Here is a 26,577-nt window from a genome sequence, read left to right on the forward strand (position 1 = left end):
GGTCTGGACTATACCTTCCCGTTACAGGCTGGCCGTCTAGTCTCTACACCTTCCCCGCGGTCCGCGGGGCTTGGCTCGGTATTGGCATGTCCCTGCGGATTTAGCTTCCACCGAATTTGACCAGTTCTACCCGTGGCCAGGACTGCGCTGGCCGCGGGCAACCCGGAGCGCGGCAGACCGGGCAACGACCCGGTTTCCGCGCCTACTGAGTCCTCTGCTCTGACCGACTGAGCTACAGGCCCGACGCGCGTATTCTACCGCGCGGGGCCAGCGAAGACCGAGGAAAAGATCGAACTCCCCCGTGCGCAAGGCGAAGCCGAGGGCACGCCCTCCGTGAACGAGCTTCATGTCGCGATCGATTCCGATCCTGAGCAGGGCAGACCGGGGTGATCTCGCGTCGGCCACCTGGCCTCCGCGGCGAGGGGCCTGGTCATCGACTGATCGGCTGAAGAAGAAGGTCCCCTGCCCGGTGGTGATCGGGAGGGAAAAACGTGGTCTGTCCCCCATTTTCACAGACGGTGGACTCCCCGGAGCAAACCGGTTAAGCTTGCCTCCCTCGCGCGCCCGTAGCTCAGCTGGATAGAGTACTGCCCTCCGAAGGCAGGGGTCGGACGTTCAAGTCGTCTCGGGCGTGCCATGAATTCAATGACTTAAGCCGTCACCGGATGACTTCCCGGAGTCTGTACGGAATCCAGACGGAATTCTCTCTTCGGATCGACCGGAAATTCACCCCACAACGCGGCACCTGCCTTCGCATGGGTTGCCGTCGGAAATCCCCGACCGGCCTTGCCGAGGTCTCGCGTGGCAACCCCAGGATGCGCTCGGCTCGTATGGTCGGGGGCTTCTACGGCCATGGCGGATGCGGATCGTGCCGGCTGATGACAGCCTGATCACAAGAAATACGACTACCCCGAACCCGAAGCTGGGCTTATAATGGGCTTCACATACCCGCTGGCAGCGTGCTGTCGGCTCAAGGGGCCACACCTTCGGGTGTGGCCTTTTGCTGTCTGGAGGGTCAATGCGCACCTGGGTCTACATCGATGGTTTCAACCTCTACTACGGGATCCGCAATTCCGGCTGCAAGTGGCTGAACATCAAGGCGCTCAGCGAAGCCGCGATGCCGTCTGGCGTCGTCGTGGAGAAGCTGAAGTATTACACGGCCCGGGTTTCCGGCATTGCTGACTCAGACCAGCCCCGCCGCCAGCAGATCTATCTGAACGCGCTGCGTACAGTCCCCGAAGTCGAGATCTTCTTTGGCCAGTTTCTCGCCAAAGCCATGTGGCGACCAGTGCTCAACCTGCCGGTCGGCGATCGCGGCATCCAGCATGGTGCGAGCCAGACGGTTCTACCGCCCGGCCGGTACCCCATAGCGGCAGACCCGAGCGTCACAGGCAATCTGGTGGAATCGCTGCCCGTCGGCAAGTATGGCAAAGGCAACAAGGTGCGCCAGCCGGCCACGGATGCCATCAAGGCGCTGGTGCACGCAATGGAGGAAAAGGGTTCCGACGTCAATCTGGCCAGCCATCTTATCAACGATGGCTGGGCGGACCGTTACGATGCGGCCGTCGTCATTTCGAACGATACTGATCTCGTGGAGCCCATTCGCATCGTGGTACAGGAACTCATGAAGCCGGTCACGGTGCTGTGCCCATCGGACTTCGGGGCATCCAAGCCGCTTGCGGCCGTGGCAAGTCATGTCCGGCACATCCGCGCGGCCCACCTCCATGCGTCGGTGTTTCCTGACACGCTGCCAGGAACAAACATCAAGAAGCCGGCGAGTTGGTAGCAACAACAATCTGCCAACTCGGGTATTGCCCAGCAGGCGGCGCCCAGGCCTGGCGGCCTCACTTTGCGAAACAGATTCATCACCAGCCGTCGGCGCCATCGCACACGCCGCGCTGCCGCCTCCTCATCGACTCCAGCCACTTCACCACCCCCGCCAGCGATGCCTCCGCAGACGCGTCGTGGACCGCAGTCAGACGCTCGAACGTGCGCCAGTGCATCCCCTTGGGCTTCCCGCCGCCGGGATTGGCAATGCCCGCCGGCCAGCCCAAACGCCGCCTGATCTTCTCCGCCCGCCGCAGCGCACGATCGTCGTCGTCTTCCCGCTGGCTCGCATAGGCCAGACCGTAGCAGTGGCGACAGGCAAACAGCTTGCCGGGACCATAGAGAATCGCGACGCGGCGACCGCAGGCCGGACAGATCCACCAGTGCTTCGTTCCCCCGTAGGTGCAGGGAGTGTGATCCAGGCGAACCGGCTGCTCGACATGCTGCCAGCTATCCTCATCACCGCTGCGGTGTCGGTAGACGAGCACGACGCGATCGGCTTCCACACGACCCTGAATGTTGGCCACCGGCCGGCCGCCGACCGTCCACTGCCACCCGAAACACTGCCCCGCGATCAGGACGCCGGCCCGGTGCAGCCTGCGAATGTCGAGCGGGCAAGAGTCTTCAGTGGTGCGCTTCGCGCCGTAGTGCCAGTGTCGTCCGCTGCCGATGCCACCCATTTTTTTCTCCCCCCGATTTTCCCGAAATCATCAGGCAATCGCCTCGCCTGGTTGCTGCCTCAACCTGCCGCAAGCCTTGCCATGACAGGCTTTGCGGCGCTTTTCCCGACACCGCCGTTTTACTCACTGCGGAGCTGTTTCAGCCTCAGCAGCATGGCCAACGTGCGCTCGAACTTGCGGTCGAGGTGTGTTTCGTAGCGGTTCAGGTTTTCCAATCGGTGTGCCTGCAGGCCGGCGCCCAAAGCCTGCGCCTTGATCGCCGTGGCATGCCGCGCCTGCTGCACCATACCGACGCACACCGGTTCGAGCGATTCACGAATGAACTCCGCCAAGCCTTCGACGGTGCCCGGGTACTCCTCCTCACTGACCTGAACGTCCCACCAATCGCGCGACCCGGGAAGCAGCGCCCGCCGAGCCTTCTCGTAGGCATTCGGACCACCCTTGGCGAGGATCGCTGCCGCCTTGCGGGTTGCCGCCAAGTCCAACTCGGCCTCCTGCTGAAGTTCCGCGATTCGCTCGGCCGTCGCGTTCAGCAATCTGGGCAAGTCGACATGCTCTCCCGACAGTTCCGATTGGAAAGGTGCGGCCGCCGGGACCAGTGTCGTCGTGCTGTGCAGGGCGCTCTTCAACCCATCGTTGATCCTTGCCCCTTCTGCAAGCAAGACCCGCCGTTTCCGCCAGATGATCGCCGCGAGTTCCTCGACCAGATGCTGCTCGGTCATCCCTGTCGGCTGATGTTCATCGACCAGCGCGGCCAGCAGCTCGGCGAACTCCTGGTGATCCTCGTGTGCGAGTACCGCCAGCTTCGAGAGAATCCCATGCTTCATGGCGTTGTAGCGGACCATTTCGTAACCGGCTGTCGGCGTTTTGTCTCCGGTAACCGCGCAGGCTAGACCTATCGAGTCGTGCTCAAGTGTCTGCATGTCTATCTCCTGTGTGTTTCTCAATCAACTCAAGCAGCCCGAAGGCATCGTAGTACAACTGCGGAATGTTCAGCTCGAAGGTGGCGACGTCGCGGGTTGCGATCGCGACGACGATCGGGTCGGTGCTCGCATCCGCCACATCGATGGCGTAGCGGCTGCCGGGGTTGTCGCGCAACATCCCCAGCACCTTGGCGCGGCGACGTTCTAGCTGTAACTCAGCAATGATCGCGGCCTTGCTTTGCCGAATTGCCGGAAACCAGCGGTCAATGGCCGACGGATCGCCCTTTGCCGAGATGCTGCCCGAGGGCGCGAGCGCGAGCAGCACGCCTTCCGAAGTCGCCCGTTCTAGGATCTCGGCCGGGCTCATATCTCCACCCCGACTTCTCGTTCCGTTGGCGTGACAGATTTCTCAAGCGGTGGGGTGAGCGGCGGTAAAGGCGGTAAAGGCGGTGATTTCACGACCGCCACACGCCAGGCGGTGCGCCCGTCGGCCTCCGCTTGTTGGAACTCCAACCCGCCGACAATCCGGTTCGCATGTTTTTTCAACACCCAGCCCAACTTCGAGCGATTGATCTCGCCGCGTTCTTCCACCGGGAACTCGCGTATCGCATCGAGCAGATTAGGGCGGTTGAACAGTGCCGAGTCTACGGCCTTGCGTACCGTCGTCGGGGTCGGTCCAAATGCAGCATGCCATTCGGTCATCAAGGCCCTGAGTGCATCACCATCGGGATCATGGCGCACCTGCTTCAGCAGCGCCGTGGCCGGGTCAGGCTGTCCCAGCCACATCAAGGGATACCGGCAATAGTCCGACCATGCACCCCCGAAGGTGACGATGCTGTCCGCCGCGGCGCGCGGCATTCCGGCCGTGCGCCATGCCTGGATGATGGTCAGCACCGCCGCGACATAGACCCCTCGGCGCTGGCGCACCTTCTCGACCGGACAGCCCTGGTAGGTTATCGTTGCCGGTGTCGCACAGCGCGGATCGATATGAATCGTCAGCACACGCCGTAACAGGTCGCGTATCGGCCCGACGTTATTGCCCGAACCGAGAAACAACGTGCGCGTGCTCACCGTCGCCGTCTTGCTCACGCCCAGGATCCGGTCAGTGATCTGCTCCGCCGTCAGCATCCGCTTGATGGTGCCGTGCGGTAGCCAGTCGGTATCCATGTCGTCGAACTCGATGACTGCGGGGCTGGTCAGCAGCAAGGACAGAATCACCTTGGTGGCTTCCTCCGAGGTCATTGGATAGCTCACCTTGGCATTTCCCCCCGGTCCAGCGAAGGCACCGATCAGCTCGCACAAGTAGGTCTTGCCGCTGCCGGCTACGGGCGCTCGGACATGAAACGCTGGCGCGTGCGGCAGCGCCGGACGCACCACGGCGGTGAAGATCGCGGACAGCGCAGCCGCCTTGTCGGAGTCCGCGACGAAGTGGAACTCGGTGAGCAGGTCTTCCAGCAAGCGCAGCGCCGCCCGTGCCGCTTCTTGTGTCGGCTCAGGAACGACGAACTGCCGCGCATCGAACACACCGAACCGCTGCGCCGACTTTTCATAACCGGCCTGCGTGATGAGTTCGCCGTCCGACTCGCGAAAGTACGGTTGTCTCGCCACCCCGGCCAGCGGCGGCAGGTAGCGAAAGGTCTGCGCGTCAAAGAGAACGGCCACGTGCCGCGCCGGCGGATCGCAACGCACCCAGTCGCCTGCGCGCCGGTCGAATTTCTCCCAGCTTGCCGCGACCGATAGTTCCCGTGTCAACGCTGGGCCACTGGTTGGGACGATGGAGGGATCGCCGCTGGTCGGGTCGGTGGAGATCGAGACGATCAGACCTCCCGCCTGATAGTGCCGCCCGCGGTCGGCCAATTCCTTCTCCGCCGCATCGACCACGCGATGCAAATCGCCGGCTACGACGCGGATCACCGGCTTGTGGCGGGCCTCGGAGCTGCGCACGCCGAGGAACTCGAGCAGTGCGCGGACGCGGTACTGGTCGCGGTGCGAGTGCTGGCAACAGAACCCGCCCAACGGATAGAGTTCATCCGGCTCGAAGTAGGCCGCGCCGGTATCCAGTGCGTCGGTATGCTCCTGCGCCCACGGGCAGGTCACGTCGTGTTTGCCGGAACCCAGCGGCGTCTTGTATAACCCGCGCACCTTGAGCGCCGCAACGACCGGGTTCTCCGCCGCCTTGGGTGTGAACACATCGTCGGCATCGTTGCCGATGCTGCACGAGATATTGCCCACTTGAGCAACGCGCGCAGAGGGTCTGGCGCTCTTCTTCGGTCGCCCGGCCGGAGCAAGTTCCAATTGCAGACGCTCCACAATCTCTTGTGGCGTATAGCGAGCGTCCGGTCGCCATTCGAGCAGGCGACACTGAAAGGGGGCTCCGTCGTCGCTGGCATACTTGGGCTTGCCGTTGATGGCAACCGGCAGCCGCGCCCAGCGACTCAATGGCCCCGTCGCGCCCGCATCGCACAGCCCTGAGTCAATCACCGCGTTGAGCAGCCGCACGGCGGCCGAACCATCGGTCAACGGTTCGGCGAGGAGGATCCCGCCCTGATGGTTACCGGGGCTGGTCTCGATCAGCCAGGACAACTGGAACCCGGCCAGCCGCTCCAGCGGTACCTTGGTGCCCAAGTCATCGAGCATGAGGAAATGGCAGGCGGCGAACTGCGCCTTGCGCGCCCTGAATGAACCATCGTCACCAGGGTAAAAGCTCGCACAAGCGATGTAGTTGTTGTTCGCGGCAGAAAGTGTGGCCGCAACCTGATCGGCGCGACGGGCGGGCCATCCGCCCACGCCGGGGTCGCCTCTCTTCGAGCACGCCGCCGCGAAGGCGCCTTCGGGCAGGACTGGAAACACGGCCGCCACAAAATCGGCATTGCTTACCTGAAAATCACCGCCTTCGCCGCCTTTACCGGCTCCTACGGGTTCGGTTGCCGAATCTGTCAGCACCTTGGGAGTCATGGCCGCCCCCTCAAGAGGCCGCTTTGCGGGCAGCTTCGGGGCGGGCGACCAGTTCCCGGACCTCGGCATCCGACTTGCCGGCGATACGCGCCGCCTGCCAAGCCGCGATGGACGCAGAATCCCACGCGACGGCTCGCGCGCCCAATGGGATCGGCGCCGGGAACTCGCCTCGCCGGATCGCCTCGTAAATCCAGCTGCGAGACATGCCGGTGACGGCCCTGACTTGCTTGAGACGGAGAAAGGATCGGAGTTGCTCAGCCATGTTCATTTCCTTACGAACAAGGCCGGGTGCTCCGCGTTGCTAGGTGGCCTTGTCCGTGCAATTGAGGATTGCAGCGGATCACCTGGCCTAGCTATTTACATGGCGCAGCATTACCGTAGCGCGGCTACGGTAATGACATCTTGCTGTAGTGGGACATTCTCACAATTACCGTAGCGGGGCTACGGTAATTCACTACGGTATTGCAAATCGCTATCCGTCCTGCGGGAACATCAGCTCGGCAATATCTGCGCACCCGGGAAACCGCATGAGCGCCTTGCGCGCGTCGTCGGCTGCCAAACCCTCTTTACCCTTCGTGTGTCGATCGACCAGCCATCCAGCAATCATGTCCGGTCTCCAAAGCGAACCGCCGCCTCGGCCCCTCTTACCCTCGCCAACCCGGCACTCCAGCAAGCCGTACCGTGCGGCTTCAGACATCTTGTCTTTCCACCATCTTTCGTTCTCGACCGGATCGCGCTTGACAGGAAAGTTTCTTCGGATCAGATCAGCACTAGCAGGCTGGCACGAACCATTGGCGGATTCTTCGATTTCTTCTTCGGCACCAAAATCTTCCGATTCGATCTGCTCCACGTGCGAGAGCGCAAACAAGCCGCTTTCGAGAGGGGGGAAAGCCCTCCTTATCTTTTCCTTGGGGAAGGACCCTTCTGTCCCACCGAAATTAGGATGAATGTCCAGCAGCCGCGACTCGCGTAGCTTGACTCGCACTGATTGTTCGGGATAGACCCCGGGATACTTGCCCCATCGCTCGAACAGTTGCGCTCCAGTGATATATCGTTCGACCGGAACGAAACTGGCGATGTGGTCCTCACGAAACCAGCAGGCCATCAGCGGCGATATGTAGTCGTGTCCAAGTTCGTGATGAAAGTAGAACCGGGGCGGATGCCGCATTTCGTTAGCGTGCATGTAGGCGATGAGACCGCCATTGCTGGGGCCATCCCAGATCCAGGCCGCGACTTCTTCGGGGGTTGCATCGAACCTCTTTCTCAGCAGCCTCAGGGCCTTGGGGTAAGCAATGTATCGCGGAGCCCACTGCTGTTCTTCGCACCGCTTGCCTTCTCCTCCTGCGGTCAGCGCTCGTTCAGGATAGCCGTCGCCACCGGCACGCCACGCGTTCTCCTCCAGGCGGTCCAGATCAGCAAGCTGTGCTTCCAATCTCCCGAGATCATCCTCCCTTTCGATCCGCTGCCCGGATGTCGGTGTCGCGATGGCATCCCACGTCGCCTTGTGCCTCGCGATGGTTTGCTCAATCTCGAGCTTCTCCCTGAAGACTCTCCACCACCGCATTCGTTCAGAGCGAGTCGCCGGATCTTCGCGGTAATCCCACTGCTTGGCCAAACGGATCCTCTGTCTGGTCGATAGCGACTGCCAAGGCAACGGCCACAGTTCCCTCCTCACGCGGTCTGACAAGTCCTGCGGGAGATCGCACAGGGGCTTGTCGAACCAGCCGTCCAGCGCTGCCGCCAGACTCGAAAAGCACGATCGGACCACGACCTGGCTTTCACCCGCGCTGGCGGCGGCCCAGACTTCGCGAACCAGATCGACGGGAAACGGGACATCCACCTTCGTCTGGGCCAAGTATAGAGATAGCCACCACAGGAATGCCCTGGCCTCCACTACTTGATCGCCCGCTCGGTCCATAACCTCGGGGCGAACGATTTTCAGTTGCTGATCGGCAAACGCAGCGCGAAGAGTCTCCTCGCTGACGCGGACGCGGTCACTCGGGCAACAAAGCATTTCTATAGCGTTGCCATGGTCATCCCGTGCCGGAATATGGCCGGCAGCCAGCCGCAGCGCGTCCTCCAGTAGCCAGCAGAGGCGCCCGTCGGCATCGCAACTGAGGAAGGGAGAATAGTCTGTTTGCATCGCAGGACTCCTGAGTTACCGGGACTCTGCCGGACGACAAAATACGGCGCTGGCAGATCTGCCAATTTTAACCGCCCTCGCGGCACCGGCTTCGGGCCGCTGATCGCTTTCCGCCTCTCAACAGGCCTCGCGGCGATCCTCCCCGCGTGTCGATCCATGGACGTGGTCGACAGTCAGACGCGTGGCTTCAACGAGACGTCGCCTCGTATATCCTGCCGAACTGGCCGACACCTCGAACGGCGCGTCAATGAAGTTCCACGATGGCACGATAGAGACCCTGGCCTGCGCCGTGCTTCGAGCCTGCCCGGTAGCACTTCATCGTCTTCAGCGCGGACCAATCTGCGGCCGCTCCTCGAACCATGTCAGCCCCCGCCTCTCGATTGCCGGGAATCGCTTCGGGAAGGTGGATTCCTTACGGAGTGCTCCGGTACACTGCGGAACTTCGTGGGAGGGTGGGTCAGGATCCTCGCCGGCTGCGATGCGCCGTCGAAGAGGCGCCAGGAGTCGTCGGCAACTGTTCCCGAACATCCTCGTGCATCAGGCATATCACGCGAGATGAGCGACAGTCGGACGGACGTTGCCCCGGCGGTGGCTGAGGTCATCCCGCACCGAGCAGCGAGGGAGAACCAGCGATGAAAACCGTACGCGACGCCTGCCAGTTGCAGCCCACCGCACTGGCGATCAAGCTCAGCGACCAGATTGAGCAGCTTGATGAGTTGATCGCCGGCGAAGGCAACGGTGCGGACTTCTTCGCGCGCACCTTCATCACCCAGGGTATGAAGGATCTGATCGCCGAAGGCATCGCGCGGCTGGCCGGGGCGTCCTCACAGGCGGTGTTCCACCTGAAGCAGGCCATGGGTGGCGGCAAAACGCACTTGCTGGTCGGATTCGGTCTCCTGGCCAAGCACGCCAGCCTGCGTGCCAAGTACTGCGCGGGCATCGCCCACGCCGACGCGTTCCACGGCGCGGCCATCGCTGCCTTCAACGGGCGCAACAACCCGGATCACTTCTTCTGGGGAGAGATCGCCAATCAGCTGCGCAAGGGTGAGCAGTTCCGCAACTTCTGGACGAGCGGACCGAAGGCGCCGGACGAGAAGGATTGGCTCAAGCTGTTCGAGGGAGATCAGCCGGTCTTGATCCTGCTCGATGAGATGCCGCCATACTTCCACTACCTGGACACCCAGAAGGTGGGCAACGGCACGGTGGCGGACATCGCGACCCGGGCCTTCGCGAACCTGCTGACGGCTGCGGGCAAGAAGAAGAACGTCTGTATCGTCGTCTCCGACCTCGCGGCGGCGTACGACACCGGTGGCAAGCTGATCAACAAGGCGCTTGCCGACGCGCGGTCCGAGCTGGGCCGCCAGGAACGGAACATCACCCCGGTCGATCTGGCCGCGAACGAGATCTACGACATCCTGCGCAAACGGCTGTTCTCCAAGCTGCCGGACAAGGGCGAGATCGAGGACATCGCCGACGTCTACGGACGCAAGCTCGAAGAGGCGGCGAAGTCCAAGACGGCCAACCGTGGCGCGGAGGCGATCGCCGACGAGATCGTCGCCACGTACCCGTTCCACCCGCGGCTGAAGAATGTCGTCGCGCTGTTCAAGGAGAACGAGCAGTTCAAGCAGACGCGGGGGCTGATCGAGCTGGTGTCACGCTTGTTGAAGTCGGTGTGGAACCGAAGCGCGAACGACGTGTTCCTGATCGGACCGCAGCACTTCGACTTCTCGGTGACGGAGGTGCGCGACAAGCTGACCGAGATCTCCGGGATGCGCGACGTGATCGCCAAGGACCTGTGGGATTCGCAGCAATCGGCGCATGCGCAGGTGATCGACCTGCAGACGGGGAAGGAGGCCGCGACGCAGGTGGGCGCGCTGCTGATGACGGCAAGCCTGTCCACGGCGGTGAACGCCGTCAAGGGCCTGACCCGCGAGGAGATGGTCGAGTGCCTCGTGTCGCCGCTGCGCGAGCCGTCGGACTTTCTGGCGGCTTTCGAGGATCTGGAAAAGGTCGCCTGGTACCTGCACCACACGCCGGAGGGGCGGTTCTACTTCGACCGGCAGGAGAACCTCACCAAGTTGCTGCAAAGCCTGGCGCAGGATGCCCCGGACAACCTGGTCGACGACCTGATCCGGCATCGCCTGCGCGACATGTTCAAGGCGCATCGCAAGACGGTCTACGACGAGGTCCTGCCCCTGCCCAAGCTGGAGGAGGTCGCCGACCGGGTGCGCCGTGGGCGTGTGCTCCTCGTGGTCAGCCCGGACGCGAAGATCCCGCCGGACGAAGTGCAGAAATTCTTCGACGGCCTGAGCCAGAAGAACAACCTGTGCGTGCTGACCGGCGACAAGACGGCGATGGGCAGCGTCGAGAAGGCGGCCAGGCAATTGTTTGCCGCGCAAAAGGCCGACGGCCGCATCCCGAAGGGACACCCGCAGCGCGAGGACCTGGAGCGCAAGCAGCAGACCTACGAGCAGGACTTCAACGCCACGGTTCTGAGCCTGTTCGACAAGGTGCTTTTCCCGATCCAGCGTGCGGGCAAACCGGCGCAACTTGCGAGCAAGCCGCTGGACATGACCCGGGACGCGAGCAAGCCCTTCAACGGGGAAGAACAGATCGAGAAAACGCTGACCTCCAACCCACTGAAGCTGTACCTGGACGTCGAGAAGGAGTTCGACGCGATCCGCGACAAGGCGCAGGACCTGCTGTGGCCGGAGAACCAGGACGAGACGCGGTGGTCGGATGCGGCCGATCGCTATGCCGAGCAGGCGGGCATGCCGTGGTTGCCTCCACGAGGGCTGGACAGCCTGAAGACGATCGCCTGCAACCGAGGTCTGTGGGAAGACCTCGGAACGGGCTATGTCACCAAGAAGCCCAGGAAGAAGCGCACCAGTGCGCAGATCGTGGCCGAACCGGAGTTCGGGGACGAGGGTCGGGTGCGCCTGCGAGTGAACCCGGTCAATGCAGGCCCAGCCCCGCGCATCCACTTTGCCGAGGAGGCGACGGCCACCGATTCCAGCCCCACGCTGAAGGAGAACCCGTACTCGACGACGGCGCTGCGGGTCAGCTTTCTCGTGTGCGACGTGTCCGGGCAGTACGAGGTGGGCGACCCCGTGACCTGGTCCAACCAGCTCACGCTGCGCAACCGGCTCACGGAGAAGGCCGGCAAGCGCGTGGTCGAGCTGTTCGTGGCGCCGCGCGGCGACATCCGCTACACGCTCGACGGCAGCGAACCGCGGGAGGGCGTGCCGTACAGCGAGGGCTTTGAGATCGGCGACGAGGATGTTCTTGTGCGCGCCTTCGCCACTGCAGAGGGACTTGAGGCCAAGGCGGACTTCCGCTTTCCGGCGCGGGGCAAGAAGGGCGTGCAGGTCGACGAGGTCAAGCCGGCGCGCCTGGTGTCACGAACCGGCCGCAAGCTCGATTCGCGGGCCAGTACCTTCGAGGGCCTGAATCAGGCCACCGACAAGTCGGTCGAATTCGAGAACGTGACGCTCACCGTAGGGCAGGGCAGCAAGGTGGCCCAGATCGCCGTCGGCGAGGTGCGCGTGGACTCGGCGTTCATCACGGCACTGCTGGAGAAGGTGCTGGAGAAGTTCGCGCCGGACACGCCGGTGACCATGACCTTCCGCAAGGCGCACTTCGCATCCGGGCACGACCTCAAGGACTTTGCGGGCAAGCTGGGTATCGAGCTTGATCAGGCGGACGTGGAGCAATGACGCAGAAGGAAGCAACGGCCACGACGGTCGACTTCGGGGCGCCGGACAAGTTCGGGGCGCATGTCTTCCGCGTCGAGATCCCGGCGGCGCGGAACGAGTCGGTCGTCATCGTCGAGGACTACGGTTATCGAGGCCATGAGGCGGGCGTTCCTCGTGACGAGCAGCGAGTCGTGTTGACCCGGCGCGTCTGGTCAGCCATCGCCGATGTGGCGCGACGGGAGTTCAACGATCGCCTGAAGGCCGCCAAGGCAACCACGGGGCGTTGGCACTCCGGGACGAATCTCGTCGATCGCCTGCTCGGGAAGGAGCTGTGCGTTCTGGCCTGGGCGGCGGAGACCGCGAACGACGAGCAGCTCGCCGTGATCGGCAGCCGCTGGGCGGCGCTGCGGCCCGAAGAGCGCTGGTGGCTCTTCGCGATGACCGTCGCCGAGTCCGGCCTGCCTCATGACACGCAGCGCGGATGGCGGCGTGCACTGTTCTCCGCGCTGTCAGACGGAGAGAAACCAGCGCCAGGCCGCAGGCGTCGGCGACCCGTCGAAGACGACTTGTTCCGCCTGCCGTTGTTCAGGGAGACCGAATGAGTTCGGGTGTGGTTCCGTTTTCGCTGAAGGATGCGCCGGCGCTTATTGAGCGGCTACTGCCCGTCCAGAAGCTTTCGGCTGAGGCGTACAAGGAGCAAATGGCGAATGTCGGAAAGACGCTCACCGCACTTGGAAGCTATTGGAAGGGTCGTAAGCCGCTCATTCTCAACAAGGCCTGCATCTTGGGTTGTCTCCTGCCTGCCACCGGGAATCAGGCGCGGGACCTGGAGATCTTTGAGAAGCTGATGGCAATGGACGCGGAGTCCTTCGCCATCCGCCGGAAGCGGCGTCCAAGGCCCAAGGAAGTCCTTGAACGGTTATCGATCGCGAAGATCGTTGACTACTTCGATGCTTCGCCAGAAGGTGTCTTGCCCGCCTCCGCTCCAGTCGACTGGACACGGCCCGAGTACGCGGACGTAAGGGTTTCATGGCGAGAGGACCTGCCCGAGCGAGATCGCCGCAGGCTCGAGTCGCAGATGCTCCCGCGCGTTTCATATCGGGCGTTGGTCGAGGAGGCGAGACGCCCAGAAGAGGTCATCGACGCGGTCGACCTTCACATCTGGGAGGAAGTCAACGCCCACCTGGGGACGAGTGCACGAACGTTCCCAGAGTTGGTCGAGCAGCTCGGCATCATGCGGTTCGGCCATCGTCCCCGGGTGGCCGACACTTTCTGCGGCTCTGGACAGATTCCGTTTGAAGCGGCTCGGTTGGGCTGCGACGTCTACGCCTCTGACCTGAACCCCGTAGCGTGCATGCTGACATGGGGTGCATTTTACGTCGTTGGCGCGGCAGAAGAAGACCGTAGGCAACTTGCGCAAAGTCAACGAGCACTTGTCGAGAGAGTGCAGTCCGAGATCGATCGCTTGGAAATAGAAGTCGACGGGCAGGGCTGGCGGGCCAAGTCATTTCTCTATTGCCTGGAAGCAAAGTGCCCCCAAACAGGATGGGTGGTTCCTCTGTTGCCTTCCTTGGTGATTGGAAAGATCGATAGAGCGATCGCTGTACTTGTGCCGGACGGCAGGAGCCGGCGCTATGGAATTGATATCCACACAGGTGTCAGCGATGAAGAGCTTGCCACCGCGGAAAAGGGGACTGTTCGTGCCGACGGGCGGGGTCAAGACCCCTACCTCATTCACACCGTAGCTGGGGTTGAGTACCGAACGAAGATATCCACACTGCGCGGCGACTACCGAAGGGCAGACGGCTCCACAGGGAATCGATTGCGGTTGTGGGACAAGAGTGACTTCAGGCCCCGTCCGGACGACATCTTTCAGGAGCGACTTTACTGCATTCACTGGATGCGGCCACGGCCTCACGGGCGGCTGTTTGACTATGAATTTCGCGCCGTAACTGAGGCGGACCTAGAGCGAGGGAGGATCGTCGAGAAATACGTGGCCGATCGCCTCGCAGAGTGGCAGGAAAGTGGCTTGGTTCCGGACATGCGTATCGAACCCGGAGAGAAGACCGACGAGCCAATCCGTACGAGAGGCTGGACTCACTGGCATCACTTGTTCAATGCGAGACAGCTTCTCTACTTCGGCCTCTTGTTTTCGGGCTTGAAGAGATCGGAGGCACAACCAGAGCTTTACTTATTCGCGACAAAGGCGCTTGACTGGGGGAGTCGCCTTTGTCGTTGGTACTCCCGCTGGGAGAAACCCGAGAATATCTTTTACAACCAAGCGCTCAACACGTTGTTCAACTACGGTGCTCGGAGCTGGCACTTCCTCTCAGCAACAATGTTGACCAACCCTGCGCACTTCCCGCTCGCAGAGGTCTCGGCAACGACCCAGTGTGTGGCTGCAGATGAGATGGAAGCCACCGCGGAGATCTTCGTCACAGATCCGCCTTACGGCGACGCTGTGAATTACGAGGAAATCCTTGAGGTGTTCATCGCTTGGCTCCGTAGGAACACACCAACGACATTCAGTAGTTGGACTTGGGATAGCCGTCGCGCTCTTGCCATCAAGGGAGAGGGCGAGGACTTCCGCCGTGGCATGGTCGCTGCCTACAAGCGCATGACTGAGTGCATGCCCGACAACGGAATCCAGGTCATCATGTTCACGCATCAGTCCGGCTCGATCTGGGCTGACATGGCCAACATCGTGTGGGCATCAGGGCTCCACGTGACTGCAGCGTGGTATGTGGTCACGGAAACAGATAGCGCCCTTCGCGCGGGCAGCTACGTAAAGGGCACGGTGCTGCTCGTGCTCCGCAAGCGTCAGGGCACGCTCAAGACGACGCGCGACGATCTGGCCTGGGAGATCCAGGAGGAAGTCGAGAAGCAGGTAGCTGACCTGATCGGCCTCAATCAGCAAGCCAGGGGACTCTACCGCGACGAGAACGTCTTCGAGGACGCGGACATCCAGATGGCGGGCTATGCGGCAGCGCTGAGGGTGCTGACCCGCTACGCGATCATCGATGGCCGGGACATGACGGCCGAAGCGATTCGGCCCCGCGTCAAAGGGGAGACGACCTTCGTCGACGGCCTGATCGCCTTCGCCGTCGACACGGCCAACCAGTGTCTAGTCCCGCAGGGGATTGTGAAGGCGCAGTGGGATCGCCTGTCGGGTGCAGAGCGCTTCTACCTGAAGATGCTCGACATGGAAGCGCGCGGCGCGAAGACGCTGGACAACTACCAGAACTTTGCCAAGGCGTTCAAGGTCCGCGACTTCAAGCCGCTGTTGGCCAGCCACAAGGCGAACGGCGCACGGCTGAAGAGCGCCGTCGAGTTCGGCCGGTCCGAGATGAGCGAAGGCTCCGAGTTCCATCAGTCGACACTGCGGGCCGCGCTCTACGCGCTGATGGAGTTGCAGAAGGGCCTCGACGGCGCCGAGGTGCTGGCACACCTGACGCTGACCGTCCCCAACTACTACGGCGACATGACCCAGCGCGCCCTGGTTGCGGATCTGGCCGAGTACCTGGCCAAGCGGTTGGACGCGATCAGGCCCGACGAGGCCAGCGCAGCGCGCGTGCTGCGCGAACTGGTGAAGAACCAGCGCCTTGGCTGAGATGGACCCGATCCGGCGCTACTCCTCTCGCCGGCAACGGCTGGACCATGCGTTCCTGAACCAGAAACTCGCCGGAGCACGTTCGTACCGGCGCATCGCCGGCTACTTCCGCAGCTCTATCTTCGAGCTGGTGGGGGAAGAGATCTCGGCCATTCCCAAGGTGCAGGTGCTCTGCAACAGCGAGCTCGACGCGGCCGACGTGCTGATCTCCAGGCATGCGCGCGAGACCGCGCTGAAGGAACGCTGGAACGAGGCACCGGCCGAGGTGGAGGCGCTCCTGCACCGCGGCCGGTACCGAAAGTTGCACGAGCTGCTGACGAGTGGCCGAGTGGAGGTCCGCGTCGTCCCGAAGGACCAGGTGTTCGTGCACGGCAAGGCCGGCGTGATCGAAGCGGCGGACGGCTCGAAGACGTGCTTCCTGGGGTCCATCAACGAGACGAAGAGCGCGTTCGCCCACAACTACGAGATTCTGTGGGAGGACTCGTCGCCGGAAGGCGTGGCCTGGGTGGAAGAGGAGTTCGCGGCCCTGTGGGGAGACGCATTCCCGCTGCCCCACGCGATCATCGAAGAGGTCCAGCGCGTCGCGCAGCGCGCCGAGATTCGCTTCGGCGACGCCACGCCGAAGGAAGTGCCGGCGGCAGCGCTGGCCGAGAGCCCCATCTACCGGGGTGGTGAGCAGCTGCAGCCTTGGCAGCGCTCGTTTGTCACCCTGTTCCTGCAGCATCGCGAGACCTACGGCCGTGCGCGCCTGCTGCTGGCCGACGAGGTGGGCGTCGGCAAGACCTTGTCCCTGGCGGCGAGCGCGATGATGTCGGCGCTTCTCGACGACGGCCCCGTGTTGATCCTCTGTCCCTCGACGCTGACGATGCAGTGGCAGGTCGAGCTGGCCGACAAGCTGGGAATCCCCAGCGCGGTGTGGTCGTCGACCAAGAAGGTCTGGCTCGACCCGAAGGGCCACGAGATACGCACACGCGGCCCCGAAGACGTGGCTCGGTGTCCGTCTCAGATCGCGATCGTATCCACGGGTCTGATCTTTCACGACTCGGAGGAGCGACAGCATCTGCTCAGCCGCAAGTTCGGCACGGTGGTGCTCGACGAGGCGCACAAGGCGCGCCGGCGCGGGGGCATGGGCAAGCAGAAGGACGAGCCCAACAACCTTCTCAACTTCATGATGCGGATCGGTTCGCGCACCAAGAACCTGTTGCTGGGCACCGCCACGCCGATACAGACCGAGGTGCACGAGCTGTGGGATCTGCTGGCGATCCTGGCGGTGGGTGCGGACTTCGTTCTTGGGCGCACGCCCTTCAGCCGCTGGACGGATTGGCAGCGCTCGTTGCCGATCGTCAAGGGGACGGAGACTCCGGTCGGGGATCGCGGGGTCTGGGAGTGGCTGCGCAACCCGCTTCCACCGGCCGGCGAGCACGCGTTGTTCGCGACACTTCGCCTGCAGATCGGGTTGCCCGATCAGACCTTCTTCACCGACCGTGGCTTCGGGTCGTTGGGATTCCTGGAGCAGCAGGCGATCGCCGACGCGCTCGCGCCCGGCTTCTTGCGCGACCACAACCCGGTGGTGCGCCACACCGTCCTGCGACGACGCGTGACGCTGGAGGGCGCGGGCTTGCTGCAGCGGGTGGGTGTGGCCATTCACCCGGAGCCCGAGGCCAACGCGAGTAACTACGGCGGCGTAGATTTCGAGGGGCTGGGGCTGCTGACGAACCTCCCTTTCGACCTGGCTTACAAGGCCGCCGAGGACTTCACCGCCGCACTCAAGCAGCGAACGAAGGCGGCGGGCTTCATGAAGACGCTGCTGCTGCAGCGAATCTGTTCGAGCTTCGCTTCTGGGCGGGCCACCGCCCAGAAGATGCTGCGGCGCGAGGTTCTGGAAGAAGAGGAAGAGGCGCAGTCCGTCGCCGAGGTCTTGGACGGCTTAACCGCCGACGAAGCTTCATACCTGCGCACGATCGTCGAAGAGCTCTCGCGTCCGGAAGCCCGCGACCCGAAGACTTCGGCGGTCAAGTACTTCCTGACCGAGCACCGCACCGACGGGCGAACCTGGCTGGAGCATGGCTGCATCGTCTTCAGCCAGTACTACGACACCGTCCGCACGCTCGCCGCCGAGCTGGCAGACGCACTGCCCGGCGAACCGGTGGCGATCTACGCGGGTGCAGGGAAGAGCGGCATCTATCGCGGCTCGGACTTCGCGTCGGTCGAGCGCGAGGACATCAAGGCGGCCGTGAAGCGCCGCGAGGTCCGCTTGCTGATCGCGACAGACGCCGCGTGCGAGGGCCTGAACCTGCAGACGCTCGGTACCCTCATCAACGTCGACTTGCCTTGGAACCCGTCAAGGCTGGAGCAGCGGCTTGGCCGCATCAAGCGCTTCGGGCAGGTACGCCAGAGCGTTGACATGCTCAACCTCGTCTACCACCACACGCAAGACGAGCAGGTCTACGCCGTGATCTCGCGCCGCATGAAGGACCGCTACGACATCTTCGGCAGCCTGCCAGACACGATCGAGGACGAGTGGATCGACAGTGTTGAGCAGCTGGAGCAGCGCATGGACGAGTACATCCATCTGCGCGATCAGGCTCACAACGCATTCGAGATGCGGTACCAGGAAACCATCGACCCGGACAAGGACCGCTGGGAGCTCTGCTCGCGGGTGCTGTCGCGGCGGGACATCGTGGACAAGCTGTCGGCGGCATGGTGACCATGAACCTTGCGATGTCGTCGGCTGATCACCCCCCGTTCTTCATGGCCGCTCCTAGAATGTGCAGGAGGCAGACTTTGTCTGCTCCGGTGTGGCACTATCCGACAACGTTGCGCAATTGCTTGCAGCCGACGCGAGGGGGCCGGGGTGGTGGCACCGGTCGGCAGTCAGTGGGCGTCGCTGCGACCCAGCTCGGCGGCAGCATCGCGCTACGAAGGCTCAACCAGTGGCGAATTGACGACGGTAGGGGTACGCCATGCATCTTGTAGAGACATCCGAAATTGCTAGTGAGCTGTTGAGCGATGTTGTGGCGCGCGACTGCGTGCTATGGATTACCGCGAGCTCAATCTGTGACGAGCTTGAGCTAAACGCGTACCTGAGTCTTGCGCATGGTCCGTGGCGTGCCGTTTTCGTTGAGTCGTCTGCAGGCGCGTTCGCATCGGCCTTTGAAGACAAGGAGAGGGGCGAAGCGGGCCGCGACAGTGCGGGAGCCTTCAGTTATGTGATCGCAAGTGACCCCACCTCGCTGTTGCTGCAACGGCGAGCCAAGCCCATCTTCCTTCTCAACGGACGGGCGGATCGAGCGGGTGTGGAAGGGGACCAGCTGCCACCAAAGCGAGCATTGATTCGCCGGGGCAATATGACCGCCAAGCTTCGTGAACTTGAGCCACGGCGGGTTGTCGTGGTCGGCCCGAGCCCGCTGGCGGCTGTGGAGGATCTTATTGACCTGTGGGACTCAGAGTTCCGTGCCCTCCTGACGCTGGTTACCGACCGGGCTGCCGTTCTGGCGGAAGCAACTGAGAAGCTTCGTCAGGCGACCAATCTCTCGGTAGTGCAATGGCTCAAGCAGGAGCCGATCGAGTTTGCCCGCGAGGTGATTCGCGAACTCTCGCGAGTCAGCGTCGAAGCCAGCGTTCTAGTAGACGTTCAACTGCCTGGCGGACCCATCGTTCAGGTGGATCTGGCGCGCGCGGAGTTGGCCGAGCAGCCGATTGCCGACATCTGTGAGTTCATTCGGACACGTGATCTGCTGCCCGTCGCCCCATCGGACCTCCGCGAAGAGGACTTCCAGAAGTTCTTCGCACGTGGGTCGTTGTCTTGGCGCCCCTATGCCGCCGGCCTTCCGTGGGTGCCAGATCCTGCGCCGCAGAAGGAGCTTCTGAAGCAGCTGAAGAGACAGTTGAACGATCCGCCAGGATCGGTACAGGTGCTTTCTGTCGTGTCAGAGCCAGGGGCAGGCGGTACGACTCAGGCGCGACTGCTGGCCTTTGAAGCTGCAAGAGCTGGCTTCCCAGTACTGCTGATCAAGCAGCAGTCCGAAGTGCCAAGCATGCTTGAGCTGACGGGCTTCCTCTTTCGTGCAATCAAAGAAGTTGGTGCAGTCGCCGCGCAGGCTGGTCACGGCGAAGCTGGAGAGCCTGTGTGGGTGCTGGTGCTTGACGGTCAGCATGGCGGACGGGGGCTCGACGACTTGCAGCGGGTTTGCGGCGATCTCATTCGCAGCGGGCGCAAGGTCGCTGTCTTGAAGGTGGTCTCGGCTGATGCCTCGCTTGATCCACCTGACCCCATTCCGTACACGGAGCTGATCTACGTGGGGCACGAACTTGAGTCCGCTGACGTCGAAGCCCTTGGGCGGCACTTGAACGCCTACCTTCGAAACTTCGGCAAGGAGAAGGCGTCCGCGGACTGGATTAGCTTCTGGAGGTCACACAGGCCAGACCTCGATACCGGTGTGGCGAGCTTCTGGATCGCACTCGAGTTCTGGCTGTCGGGATTAATGGCTCTTGGCGAGTCGATCCAGAGCTGGGCAGTCAGGCAGTTCAAGACCTTGTCAGATCAGCGAGAAGTGCAGAGGGCCCTGATGGAAGTCGCTGCGCTGTCTGTCGAGCGCAAGCCGACACCGGAACGGCTGCTGATGCCAATGAGCGCGCCCAAGTTGCCGTGGTCCTACGCACTTGAGGGGGCGCGACGAAAGACCCCCGGCCTTGGCATCGTTCAGGCGACCGCAGTGCCATACGGCAGGGTTTGGGCCATCGCGCATGACGTGCTTGCCAGATACCTGTTGAACGGAATCTGGAATGACCGCCTGCTTTGTGATGAGTTGTCGCTTCCCGCCTTTGAGGATCCGGTCGACCTTCGGCTGGCCATGATCGCCGAAGTGTCTAGGCGGGCCAGCACCGGCGAAGTGTTTGCGCGGCCCTTTGCAGTGGCACTCGCGACGCACGTACTGAAGCTAGACGAACAGCAGGGGAATGCAGAGTTCTTCAAGTATTGGCGCAAGGTTCTGGCAGTGCTTGAGTCAATCCCCGACACCGTTCGGCTCACGAGTCGCGCATTCAATCACCACGTGGCGATCTCCAGGCGTCGGGTCACCCAGGGTGAGCTGTTTGCCGTAAGTGAGGACGAGAAGAAGGAGCTCTTGCGGCGGGCTGTCCAGGAGCTCGAATTCGCTCTGAATCAGATCGATCCTTCGCGTGAGGACGAGAGCAATCTCAACATCCTGAATACCCTTGCATTGGTCTATCAGGATCTGGCAGAGATTGAGCGGCTGACTGGAGGTTCCCCGGCAGAGGTCTCACGGTTGCTGGCAAGTTCGGATGAGGTCACCAATCGGGCGCTCAAAGAGAACCCGAATAGCTCCTATGTCCTGGAGACCGCTGCGAAGAACTTGCTGCGCCAGACTAGCGTCGTAACTGCGGAGACGGAGCGGGTCGAGTCTGCGGCCAAGGCACTGTCGTTCGTGTTCCAGGCCTCGAGGCTAGACACGGCGTACTCACGAGGAATGAAGCTCGGGATCCTTGCCGGGCAGGCCCTGCGCCATCTTCGCGGTGATCGAGCGACGGCAGCTATCGAGACGCTTTGCGCGCAGAGTAGCCCGTTCGGCTACATCGCTAAGGCATGGCGAATGCTTCCGATCGAGCCCGATTCGGATTCGTCGCTTCAGCTAGATGCGATCGGCCCGGACCTGGCCAGTCGCGCCGTCGAGCTCCTCAAGTCGGCACCCGTTCGGGACGGATTGCTCGTGCGCCTGCAGTACGACCTCGCAGTGGTTGCTGATCCGAAGGACTTCGAGGGGCAGCTCCGATTGCTAGATGAGCTTGCTGCCACTCCTGGCTATCACCTCTCCCTTCAACAGGTCCTGGAGCGGGCTGTCCTGTTGCACTTCGCAGGGCGGCACAGACAGGCCCTGGACGAGTTCAATACGCTCCGCCCGGCGGTCAAGGACGCTCAAGTGGTGGTGTTCGTGCCGCAGCGCTTGCGGTGGCTGCCGAAGCCCGATCGGTCTTCACGTGCGACATGTTCGGCGCGGATTGTCGACAGCGCGGAACCAATGCGACCGATGGCGAGAGTCACAGAACTTGGAAACGCGCTGGCGCGCTTCAATCCAAATGAGTTTGGCAAGGCACGCATGTCGGCAAATGAGCAGTTCAAGTGCCAGGTGACGTTCTCCGCTATGGGGCCCTTCCTGAAGCCTGTCGAGCCTGCAACGCACTAGGAGAGGGCTATGTCCGGGAGTCCTGTGGTCGCTGCGGGATGTGAGTGGGTCGCTCAAAAGCGCGGTTGGACCCTTCGGCGCGGCAATGTCATGGTTGAAGGGGATTCCGATGTGGGGTATTTCGAGCTGGCGTCTCGCCTCCATCGAAACGCCACGGGCAAACGGCTCCTTGGAGAAGACCTCTCAGTGTTCTCAGCTGGTCAGGGCGATGATGGCGGGACATACGGCATATCGGAGTGGTTTCCGACCCTCTTCGGGATGGCAGGGTTGGACCTCGATCAGGCTGGTAAGCGTCGGTACCACGTGATTGCGCTGGTTGACGATGATCCGATGGGGCGGTCTGCTGTCAATGGAATTACAAAGGGACATCGACGGATCGTCGAGTATGAGTCGATTTTTCGACTGCGCCGAGTGATGCCGCTGCGAGCTGGATCAGCACGAGTACTCGAAGAGAGGTTCAAGGAAGCCAACGAACCACATAGGGCCTTGACCTGCGTGATTGAGGACCTCTTGCCCATTGCTCTATGCGAGCGCTTCCTAGCTCAGACGCCTTCCGCGACATCTCGTCCGCCCATCGCATCGGGGGGAGGAACGGTCTCCTCTTGGACGTCGGGGGACAAGGCCGGCTTACTGAGGTTCGCCAAGGCGCAGGCAAAGGTAGGTGATGTCGGTGCGCTTGTCGGTGTTCTGCGGGCTCTGCGCAGCTACGTCGGACTCACGCCTGATGGCGTGTAGGCATGGTGGTGCGTATTTCGCGTGATCGTGACCGGTGATTTCACGAGAGCGTGACCGGTGTTCCACGAGAGCGTGACCGGCTGAGGTATCATCAGACCCTATTCATGCAGCATCACGCGATCGGTCACGATGACGCGAAACGGTCGGTCACGTTCCGTGAAATCCGCAGCCGCCCGCCCGTCGATCGGAATCACAGCGGCGCAGACCTTCAGACGTCCCAAGTAATCCCCCACTGCTGCTTCATCGCCCAACGCTCCTTCACGCATTCGGCTTGGCCTGTTGTCGGTGGAACGCGACTTGTTCGCCCGACAGGGTGTCTGTGATCGATGCTCAGTTTCAAAACCCGGTCCGCAGGAAGCTGCGCGCCCCCGGAACTGCAGGTCAAAACATGCGGACCGAGTCCAACCTGTCTCGCACCTTGTCATGCCTCAGGTGCCCGTAGTTTGATTCGATCATCTGCACACTGGTGCCTGTGACCCTGGCGACCACGAAGGAGTCCATGCCACCCATGATCATCTCGGAAATGGCCGTGTGACGAAGGGCGTAGAGGACCACGTCAGGCGGCAGTTCTGCCGCGATCACGGCTTCCTTGAAGGGTTTCTTCCAAGAGTCTTTGTTCCACCGACCGCCGGTCGAGGTGATCAACAGCGGAGCATTGCCGATGCGGATCCTCGCCAATTCCGACAGAAATTCTGCGGCTGCAGTCGAGACTGCTACCGTTCGCTCACCGGTCTTGCCGCGAAGCGTGAGCGCGCCAAACTTCCGGTCAAAATCCGAAGCGTTCAGCATCGCCAGTTCTCCCGGGCGCGCGCCGGTCAGCAGCATGGCTTTGACCAGAAGGCGCAGGTCGTCATCGCATTTCTCGAGTAGTTTGTGACGCGCCGCCATGCTCAAGAACGCATTCTTTCGACGGGCAGATACCCTTTCGAACGCCTGCACGGTTTTCCAGCCCGAATCGGTTGCCACCAGGCGATCGCTCAGTGCGCGATTCAAGGCCGCTTTCAGACTTGCCAGGTTTCGATTCGCCGAGTCTTTCGCGCGCCTCAAGTCCTCCTCGTCGCTGTCCTCGTCCTGCCTGATCTGATCAGCAAGCCAACGGCGCACGTCCGTGGTCTTCAGCCGATCAAGAGGTATCCTGCCGAATGCGGTGCCATACACCAGCCGACGAAAACGTCCCTCAACATCCTTGGCCGTGCTACGTCGCTGATCCAGGAGCAACGCTTCCTCGTAGGCTTTGCAGGCCGCCTCGACTGTTGTCGTCTTTGGGCTTGCACCCTGCTGATTCTGCGCAATCCACTCTCGGGCGGCTTTGGCAGCTTCGTCGTACTCGTCGAAGTGCCCTAACGCACGGTAGTGCTGCTTGCCGTCTTCACCCCGCCAGCGCGAGATCCATGTCCCCTCGCCACTGTCGAGTTTGCGAAACCCAATGTAGCCGCCCGCCAGCAAGCGCGCCCAGTAAGGCTCGCGCCTGGGCTGCAGCTTGCTCCGGTCTGTCTTGGATACGATGCCGGTCATCACGAGATCTTCCGTACGTAAACGATACGGAAATTCTACACTGGACGTCTCTGGACTTCAATGGACGATTCTTTCTGATTCGTCAATAGGTTATGGAATTCACGGGACTGCACTGGACCATCTTTCCCGCCCTCCGAAGGCAGGGGTCGGACGTTCAAGTCGTCTCGGGCGTGCCAGTTCATCGCGTCAGCTGCATGTCCGCTGCTCGCCGGCGCTGGGCAGTTGCTGGGTCATCTCCGAAAGCGCCAGGCGCTGGCGGCCGTCGGCGTCGAAGTTCTCCGGATCCAGCCAGCGCGCAAGGGTCGAGGACAGCGCCGGCCATTCGCCGTCGATGATCGAGTACCACGCCGTGTCCCGGTTGCGTCGCTTGATCACGGTCGCCTGCCTGAAGATTCCCTCGAAAGTGAAGCCGAGGCGTCGGGCGGCGGTCCGCGAAGCGCCGTTGAGCGCATCGCACTTCCATTCGCAGCGCCGATAGCCGAGTTCGAAAGCGTGCCCGAGCATCAGGAAGAGCGCTTCCGTCGCCGCCGGAGTCCGCTGGAGCCGCGGCGAGAAATTCAGGTGACCCACTTCGATCGATCCGCTCCCGGGCTCGATCCGCAGGAAGCTGGCCACTCCGAGCGCCTCGCCCGAGGCCCGTTCGACGATCGCGTAGAACAGCGGATCGCGCCGCGGCGAACACTCCTCGATCCAGGCGCGGTAAGCGGCAAGGCTGTCGAATGGCCCGTAGGGCAGGTAGGTCCAGTTGCGCCCGTCGCCGTCGGCGGAGTTCGCCCGGTGCAGGCTCGCCGCGTGCCGGGCGGCCGCGAGCCTCTCGAGAAGGGCGTAGCGTCCCTCGAGCAGGATTCCGGGCGGATCGATCGGCGGCCTCCAGCCATCGAGCGCTTCGCCGACCGGCTGGCCGAGCGCGTTGAGTGCAGCGCGGCGCACGGGTTCAGGCGCTCGCCGGACGGGCGATCGCCGCCTCGCGGATCGGCAGGTTGGCCAGCGCGGCGCCGCTGGCGAGCACCATGTCGGCATACCACATCCACCCGTAATCGCCGAAGCGCGTCAGCGCGAGCCCGCCGAGGTAGGCACCGAAGAACGCACCGATCTGGTGGGCGAGCAGCGAGATGCCGAAGAGCGTGCCGAGGTAACGGACACCGAAGAGCTTGCCGACGATCGCCGCGGTCGGCGGGACCGTCGCCAGCCAGGTGAACCCCAGGCCGGCGGCGAAGACGTAGAAGGTCAGATCGGTCTTGGGTGCGACCAGATAGAGCGCGATCAGCAGCGCCCGCGATCCGTACATGCAGAACAGCACGTGCTTGCTGCGATAGCGGGCGACGCAGGCACCGGCGTAGAGACTGCCGAAGATGTTGGCCAGCCCGATCACCGCCAGCGCCCAGCTGGCCACCGCCGAAGGCAGACCGCAGAGGTCGACCTCCCCCGGAAGATGGGTGACCAGGAAGGCGATGTGGAAACCGCAGGTGAAGAAGCCGAGATTGAGCAGCGCGAAGTTGCGATCGCCGAGCGCGCCGCGCACGCTCGGCCACAGTCCCTCGCCCGGCAGCGAGCTCTTCGCCTGCTGTCCTGCCGGCCCGGCGAGGATCCTGACCAGCGGCAGGGCGGCTAGAACGATCACCGCCAGCGACCACATCGCCCCCATCCAGCCGATCAACTGGATCAGCGCCTGGAGCAGCGGAGCGAAGACGAATTGCCCGAACGAGCCGCCGGCGTTGATCACTCCCGACGCGGCGGGCCGCGCTTCGAGCGGCAGACGCTGGCTCGAAGCGCCGATGAGCACCGAAAAGCTGCCCGCCCCCGAGCCGATTGCCGAGAGCAGGCCGAGCGAGACGACGAGCCCCCAGGTACTGCTCATCGACGGGGTCAGCGCGCTACCGACGGCGAGCAGCAGCAGCCCGGCGACGAGTACCCGCGCCGGCCCGAAGCGGTCGGCAGCGGCTCCGGCCAGCGGCTGGATCGCCCCCCAGGTGAACTGGCCGACGGCCATCGCCAGGCTGATCGACGCGACACCGAGACCGGTCGCCGTGTTCAGCGGGGAAACGAACAGGCCGAGCGACTGCCGGGCGCCCATCGTGACCATCAGGATTCCTGCCGCCGACAGGGTGATCGCCCACGACGCGGGCTGATTGAGAGTGCGGAACATGGTCTCCGGTGTGGCCAAAGAAGGTCGGGCGCAGGGCTCGTGCGCAAGCAGCCCCGCATTCTGCCAGCCGCTTCGACGAGCGACAAGCCGACCGGCCACGGGCCCGCGAGCACCAGCAGCGCTTACGCCAGTCAGCCGCTGGCGT

General features: G+C 63.0%; 16 protein-coding genes and 2 tRNA genes. 8 read left to right on the forward strand and 10 right to left on the reverse strand.

The window, feature by feature from the left end; genetic code table 11:
- The first annotated feature begins 560 nt into the window (after nt 1-560).
- A tRNA-Arg gene (locus NFW05_RS00245) sits at nt 561-637 on the forward strand.
- Between the two features lie 381 nt (nt 638-1,018).
- Entirely contained in the window at nt 1,019-1,786 is a 768-nt protein-coding gene (locus NFW05_RS00250; protein ID WP_295301723.1) for an NYN domain-containing protein, read from the forward strand.
- A 79-nt stretch (nt 1,787-1,865) separates the two neighbouring features.
- Here the strand turns inward: NFW05_RS00250 and NFW05_RS00255 are convergent, their stop codons facing one another.
- The 6 genes from NFW05_RS00255 to NFW05_RS00280 form a co-directional block, all read right to left on the reverse strand.
- Nucleotides 1,866-2,507 carry a hypothetical protein gene (locus NFW05_RS00255; RefSeq protein ID WP_295301725.1) on the reverse strand — a complete coding sequence of 214 codons (642 nt, stop codon included), beginning with the start codon at nt 2,505-2,507 and terminating at the stop codon, nt 1,866-1,868.
- A gap of 119 nt (nt 2,508-2,626) precedes the next feature.
- A complete protein-coding gene (locus NFW05_RS00260) occupies nt 2,627-3,430 on the reverse strand; it encodes a hypothetical protein (RefSeq protein WP_295301728.1) in 804 nt (267 codons plus the stop codon).
- Nucleotides 3,417-3,797 (reverse strand): hypothetical protein, encoded by a 381-nt coding sequence (locus tag NFW05_RS00265; RefSeq protein WP_295301731.1) that lies wholly within the window; start codon nt 3,795-3,797, stop codon nt 3,417-3,419. The genes NFW05_RS00260 and NFW05_RS00265 overlap by 14 nt, the downstream gene beginning before the upstream one ends.
- Nucleotides 3,794-6,385 (reverse strand): DNA-primase RepB domain-containing protein, encoded by a 2,592-nt coding sequence (locus tag NFW05_RS00270; RefSeq protein WP_295301734.1) that lies wholly within the window; start codon nt 6,383-6,385, stop codon nt 3,794-3,796. Before NFW05_RS00270 ends, NFW05_RS00265 begins: the two co-directional genes overlap by 4 nt.
- 10 nt (nt 6,386-6,395) lie before the next feature.
- A complete protein-coding gene (locus NFW05_RS00275) occupies nt 6,396-6,647 on the reverse strand; it encodes an AlpA family transcriptional regulator (protein ID WP_295301737.1) in 252 nt (83 codons plus the stop codon).
- A 210-nt stretch (nt 6,648-6,857) separates the two neighbouring features.
- On the reverse strand, nt 6,858-8,528 hold the full coding sequence (locus NFW05_RS00280) for a hypothetical protein (RefSeq protein WP_295301740.1): 1,671 nt from the start codon (nt 8,526-8,528) through the stop codon (nt 6,858-6,860).
- A 632-nt stretch (nt 8,529-9,160) separates the two neighbouring features.
- On the opposite strand from NFW05_RS00280, the gene NFW05_RS00285 reads away from it, so the two are divergent.
- The 5 genes from NFW05_RS00285 to NFW05_RS00305 all read left to right on the forward strand — a co-directional run bounded on the left by NFW05_RS00285 (nt 9,161) and on the right by NFW05_RS00305 (nt 22,036).
- Nucleotides 9,161-12,244, forward strand: a complete 3,084-nt coding sequence (locus NFW05_RS00285; RefSeq protein ID WP_295301743.1) for an anti-phage-associated DUF499 domain-containing protein — start codon at nt 9,161-9,163, stop codon at nt 12,242-12,244.
- A complete protein-coding gene (locus tag NFW05_RS00290; protein ID WP_295301746.1) occupies nt 12,241-12,825 on the forward strand; it encodes an anti-phage-associated DUF3780 domain-containing protein in 585 nt (194 codons plus the stop codon). Before NFW05_RS00285 ends, NFW05_RS00290 begins: the two co-directional genes overlap by 4 nt.
- Nucleotides 12,822-15,833 (forward strand): anti-phage-associated DUF1156 domain-containing protein, encoded by a 3,012-nt coding sequence (locus NFW05_RS00295; protein ID WP_295301749.1) that lies wholly within the window; start codon nt 12,822-12,824, stop codon nt 15,831-15,833. The genes NFW05_RS00290 and NFW05_RS00295 overlap by 4 nt, the downstream gene beginning before the upstream one ends.
- A 1-nt stretch (nt 15,834) precedes the next feature.
- The gene (locus NFW05_RS00300; RefSeq protein WP_295301824.1) at nt 15,835-18,540 is read left to right on the forward strand and encodes a phospholipase D-like domain-containing anti-phage protein; all 2,706 of its coding nucleotides are present in this window, start codon (nt 15,835-15,837) and stop codon (nt 18,538-18,540) included.
- A gap of 256 nt (nt 18,541-18,796) precedes the next feature.
- Nucleotides 18,797-22,036: a hypothetical protein gene (locus NFW05_RS00305; RefSeq protein WP_295301751.1), complete on the forward strand. Its 3,240-nt coding sequence runs from the start codon at nt 18,797-18,799 to the stop codon at nt 22,034-22,036.
- Between the two features lie 833 nt (nt 22,037-22,869).
- Here the strand turns inward: NFW05_RS00305 and NFW05_RS00310 are convergent.
- On the reverse strand, nt 22,870-23,037 hold the full coding sequence (locus NFW05_RS00310; protein ID WP_295301753.1) for a hypothetical protein: 168 nt from the start codon (nt 23,035-23,037) through the stop codon (nt 22,870-22,872).
- Nucleotides 23,038-23,152: 115 nt separating this feature from the next.
- Entirely contained in the window at nt 23,153-24,286 is a 1,134-nt protein-coding gene (locus tag NFW05_RS00315) for a tyrosine-type recombinase/integrase (RefSeq protein ID WP_295301756.1), read from the reverse strand.
- A gap of 101 nt (nt 24,287-24,387) precedes the next feature.
- Here NFW05_RS00315 and NFW05_RS00320 point away from each other — a divergent pair.
- Nucleotides 24,388-24,462: transfer RNA gene (locus NFW05_RS00320), tRNA-Arg, on the forward strand.
- Nucleotides 24,463-24,472: 10 nt separating this feature from the next.
- Here the strand turns inward: NFW05_RS00320 and NFW05_RS00325 are convergent.
- Together NFW05_RS00325 and NFW05_RS00330 are read right to left on the reverse strand one after the other, a co-directional pair.
- Complete coding sequence (locus NFW05_RS00325; RefSeq protein WP_295301758.1) at nt 24,473-25,216, reverse strand: GNAT family protein; 744 nt, start codon at nt 25,214-25,216, stop codon at nt 24,473-24,475.
- Between the two features lie 4 nt (nt 25,217-25,220).
- Entirely contained in the window at nt 25,221-26,432 is a 1,212-nt protein-coding gene (locus tag NFW05_RS00330) for an MFS transporter (protein WP_295301761.1), read from the reverse strand.
- Nucleotides 26,433-26,577: the final 145 nt, after the last annotated feature.

The sequence above is a fragment of the Accumulibacter sp. genome, assembly GCF_023806625.1.
In the GTDB taxonomy this organism is placed as follows: domain Bacteria; phylum Pseudomonadota; class Gammaproteobacteria; order Burkholderiales; family Rhodocyclaceae; genus Accumulibacter.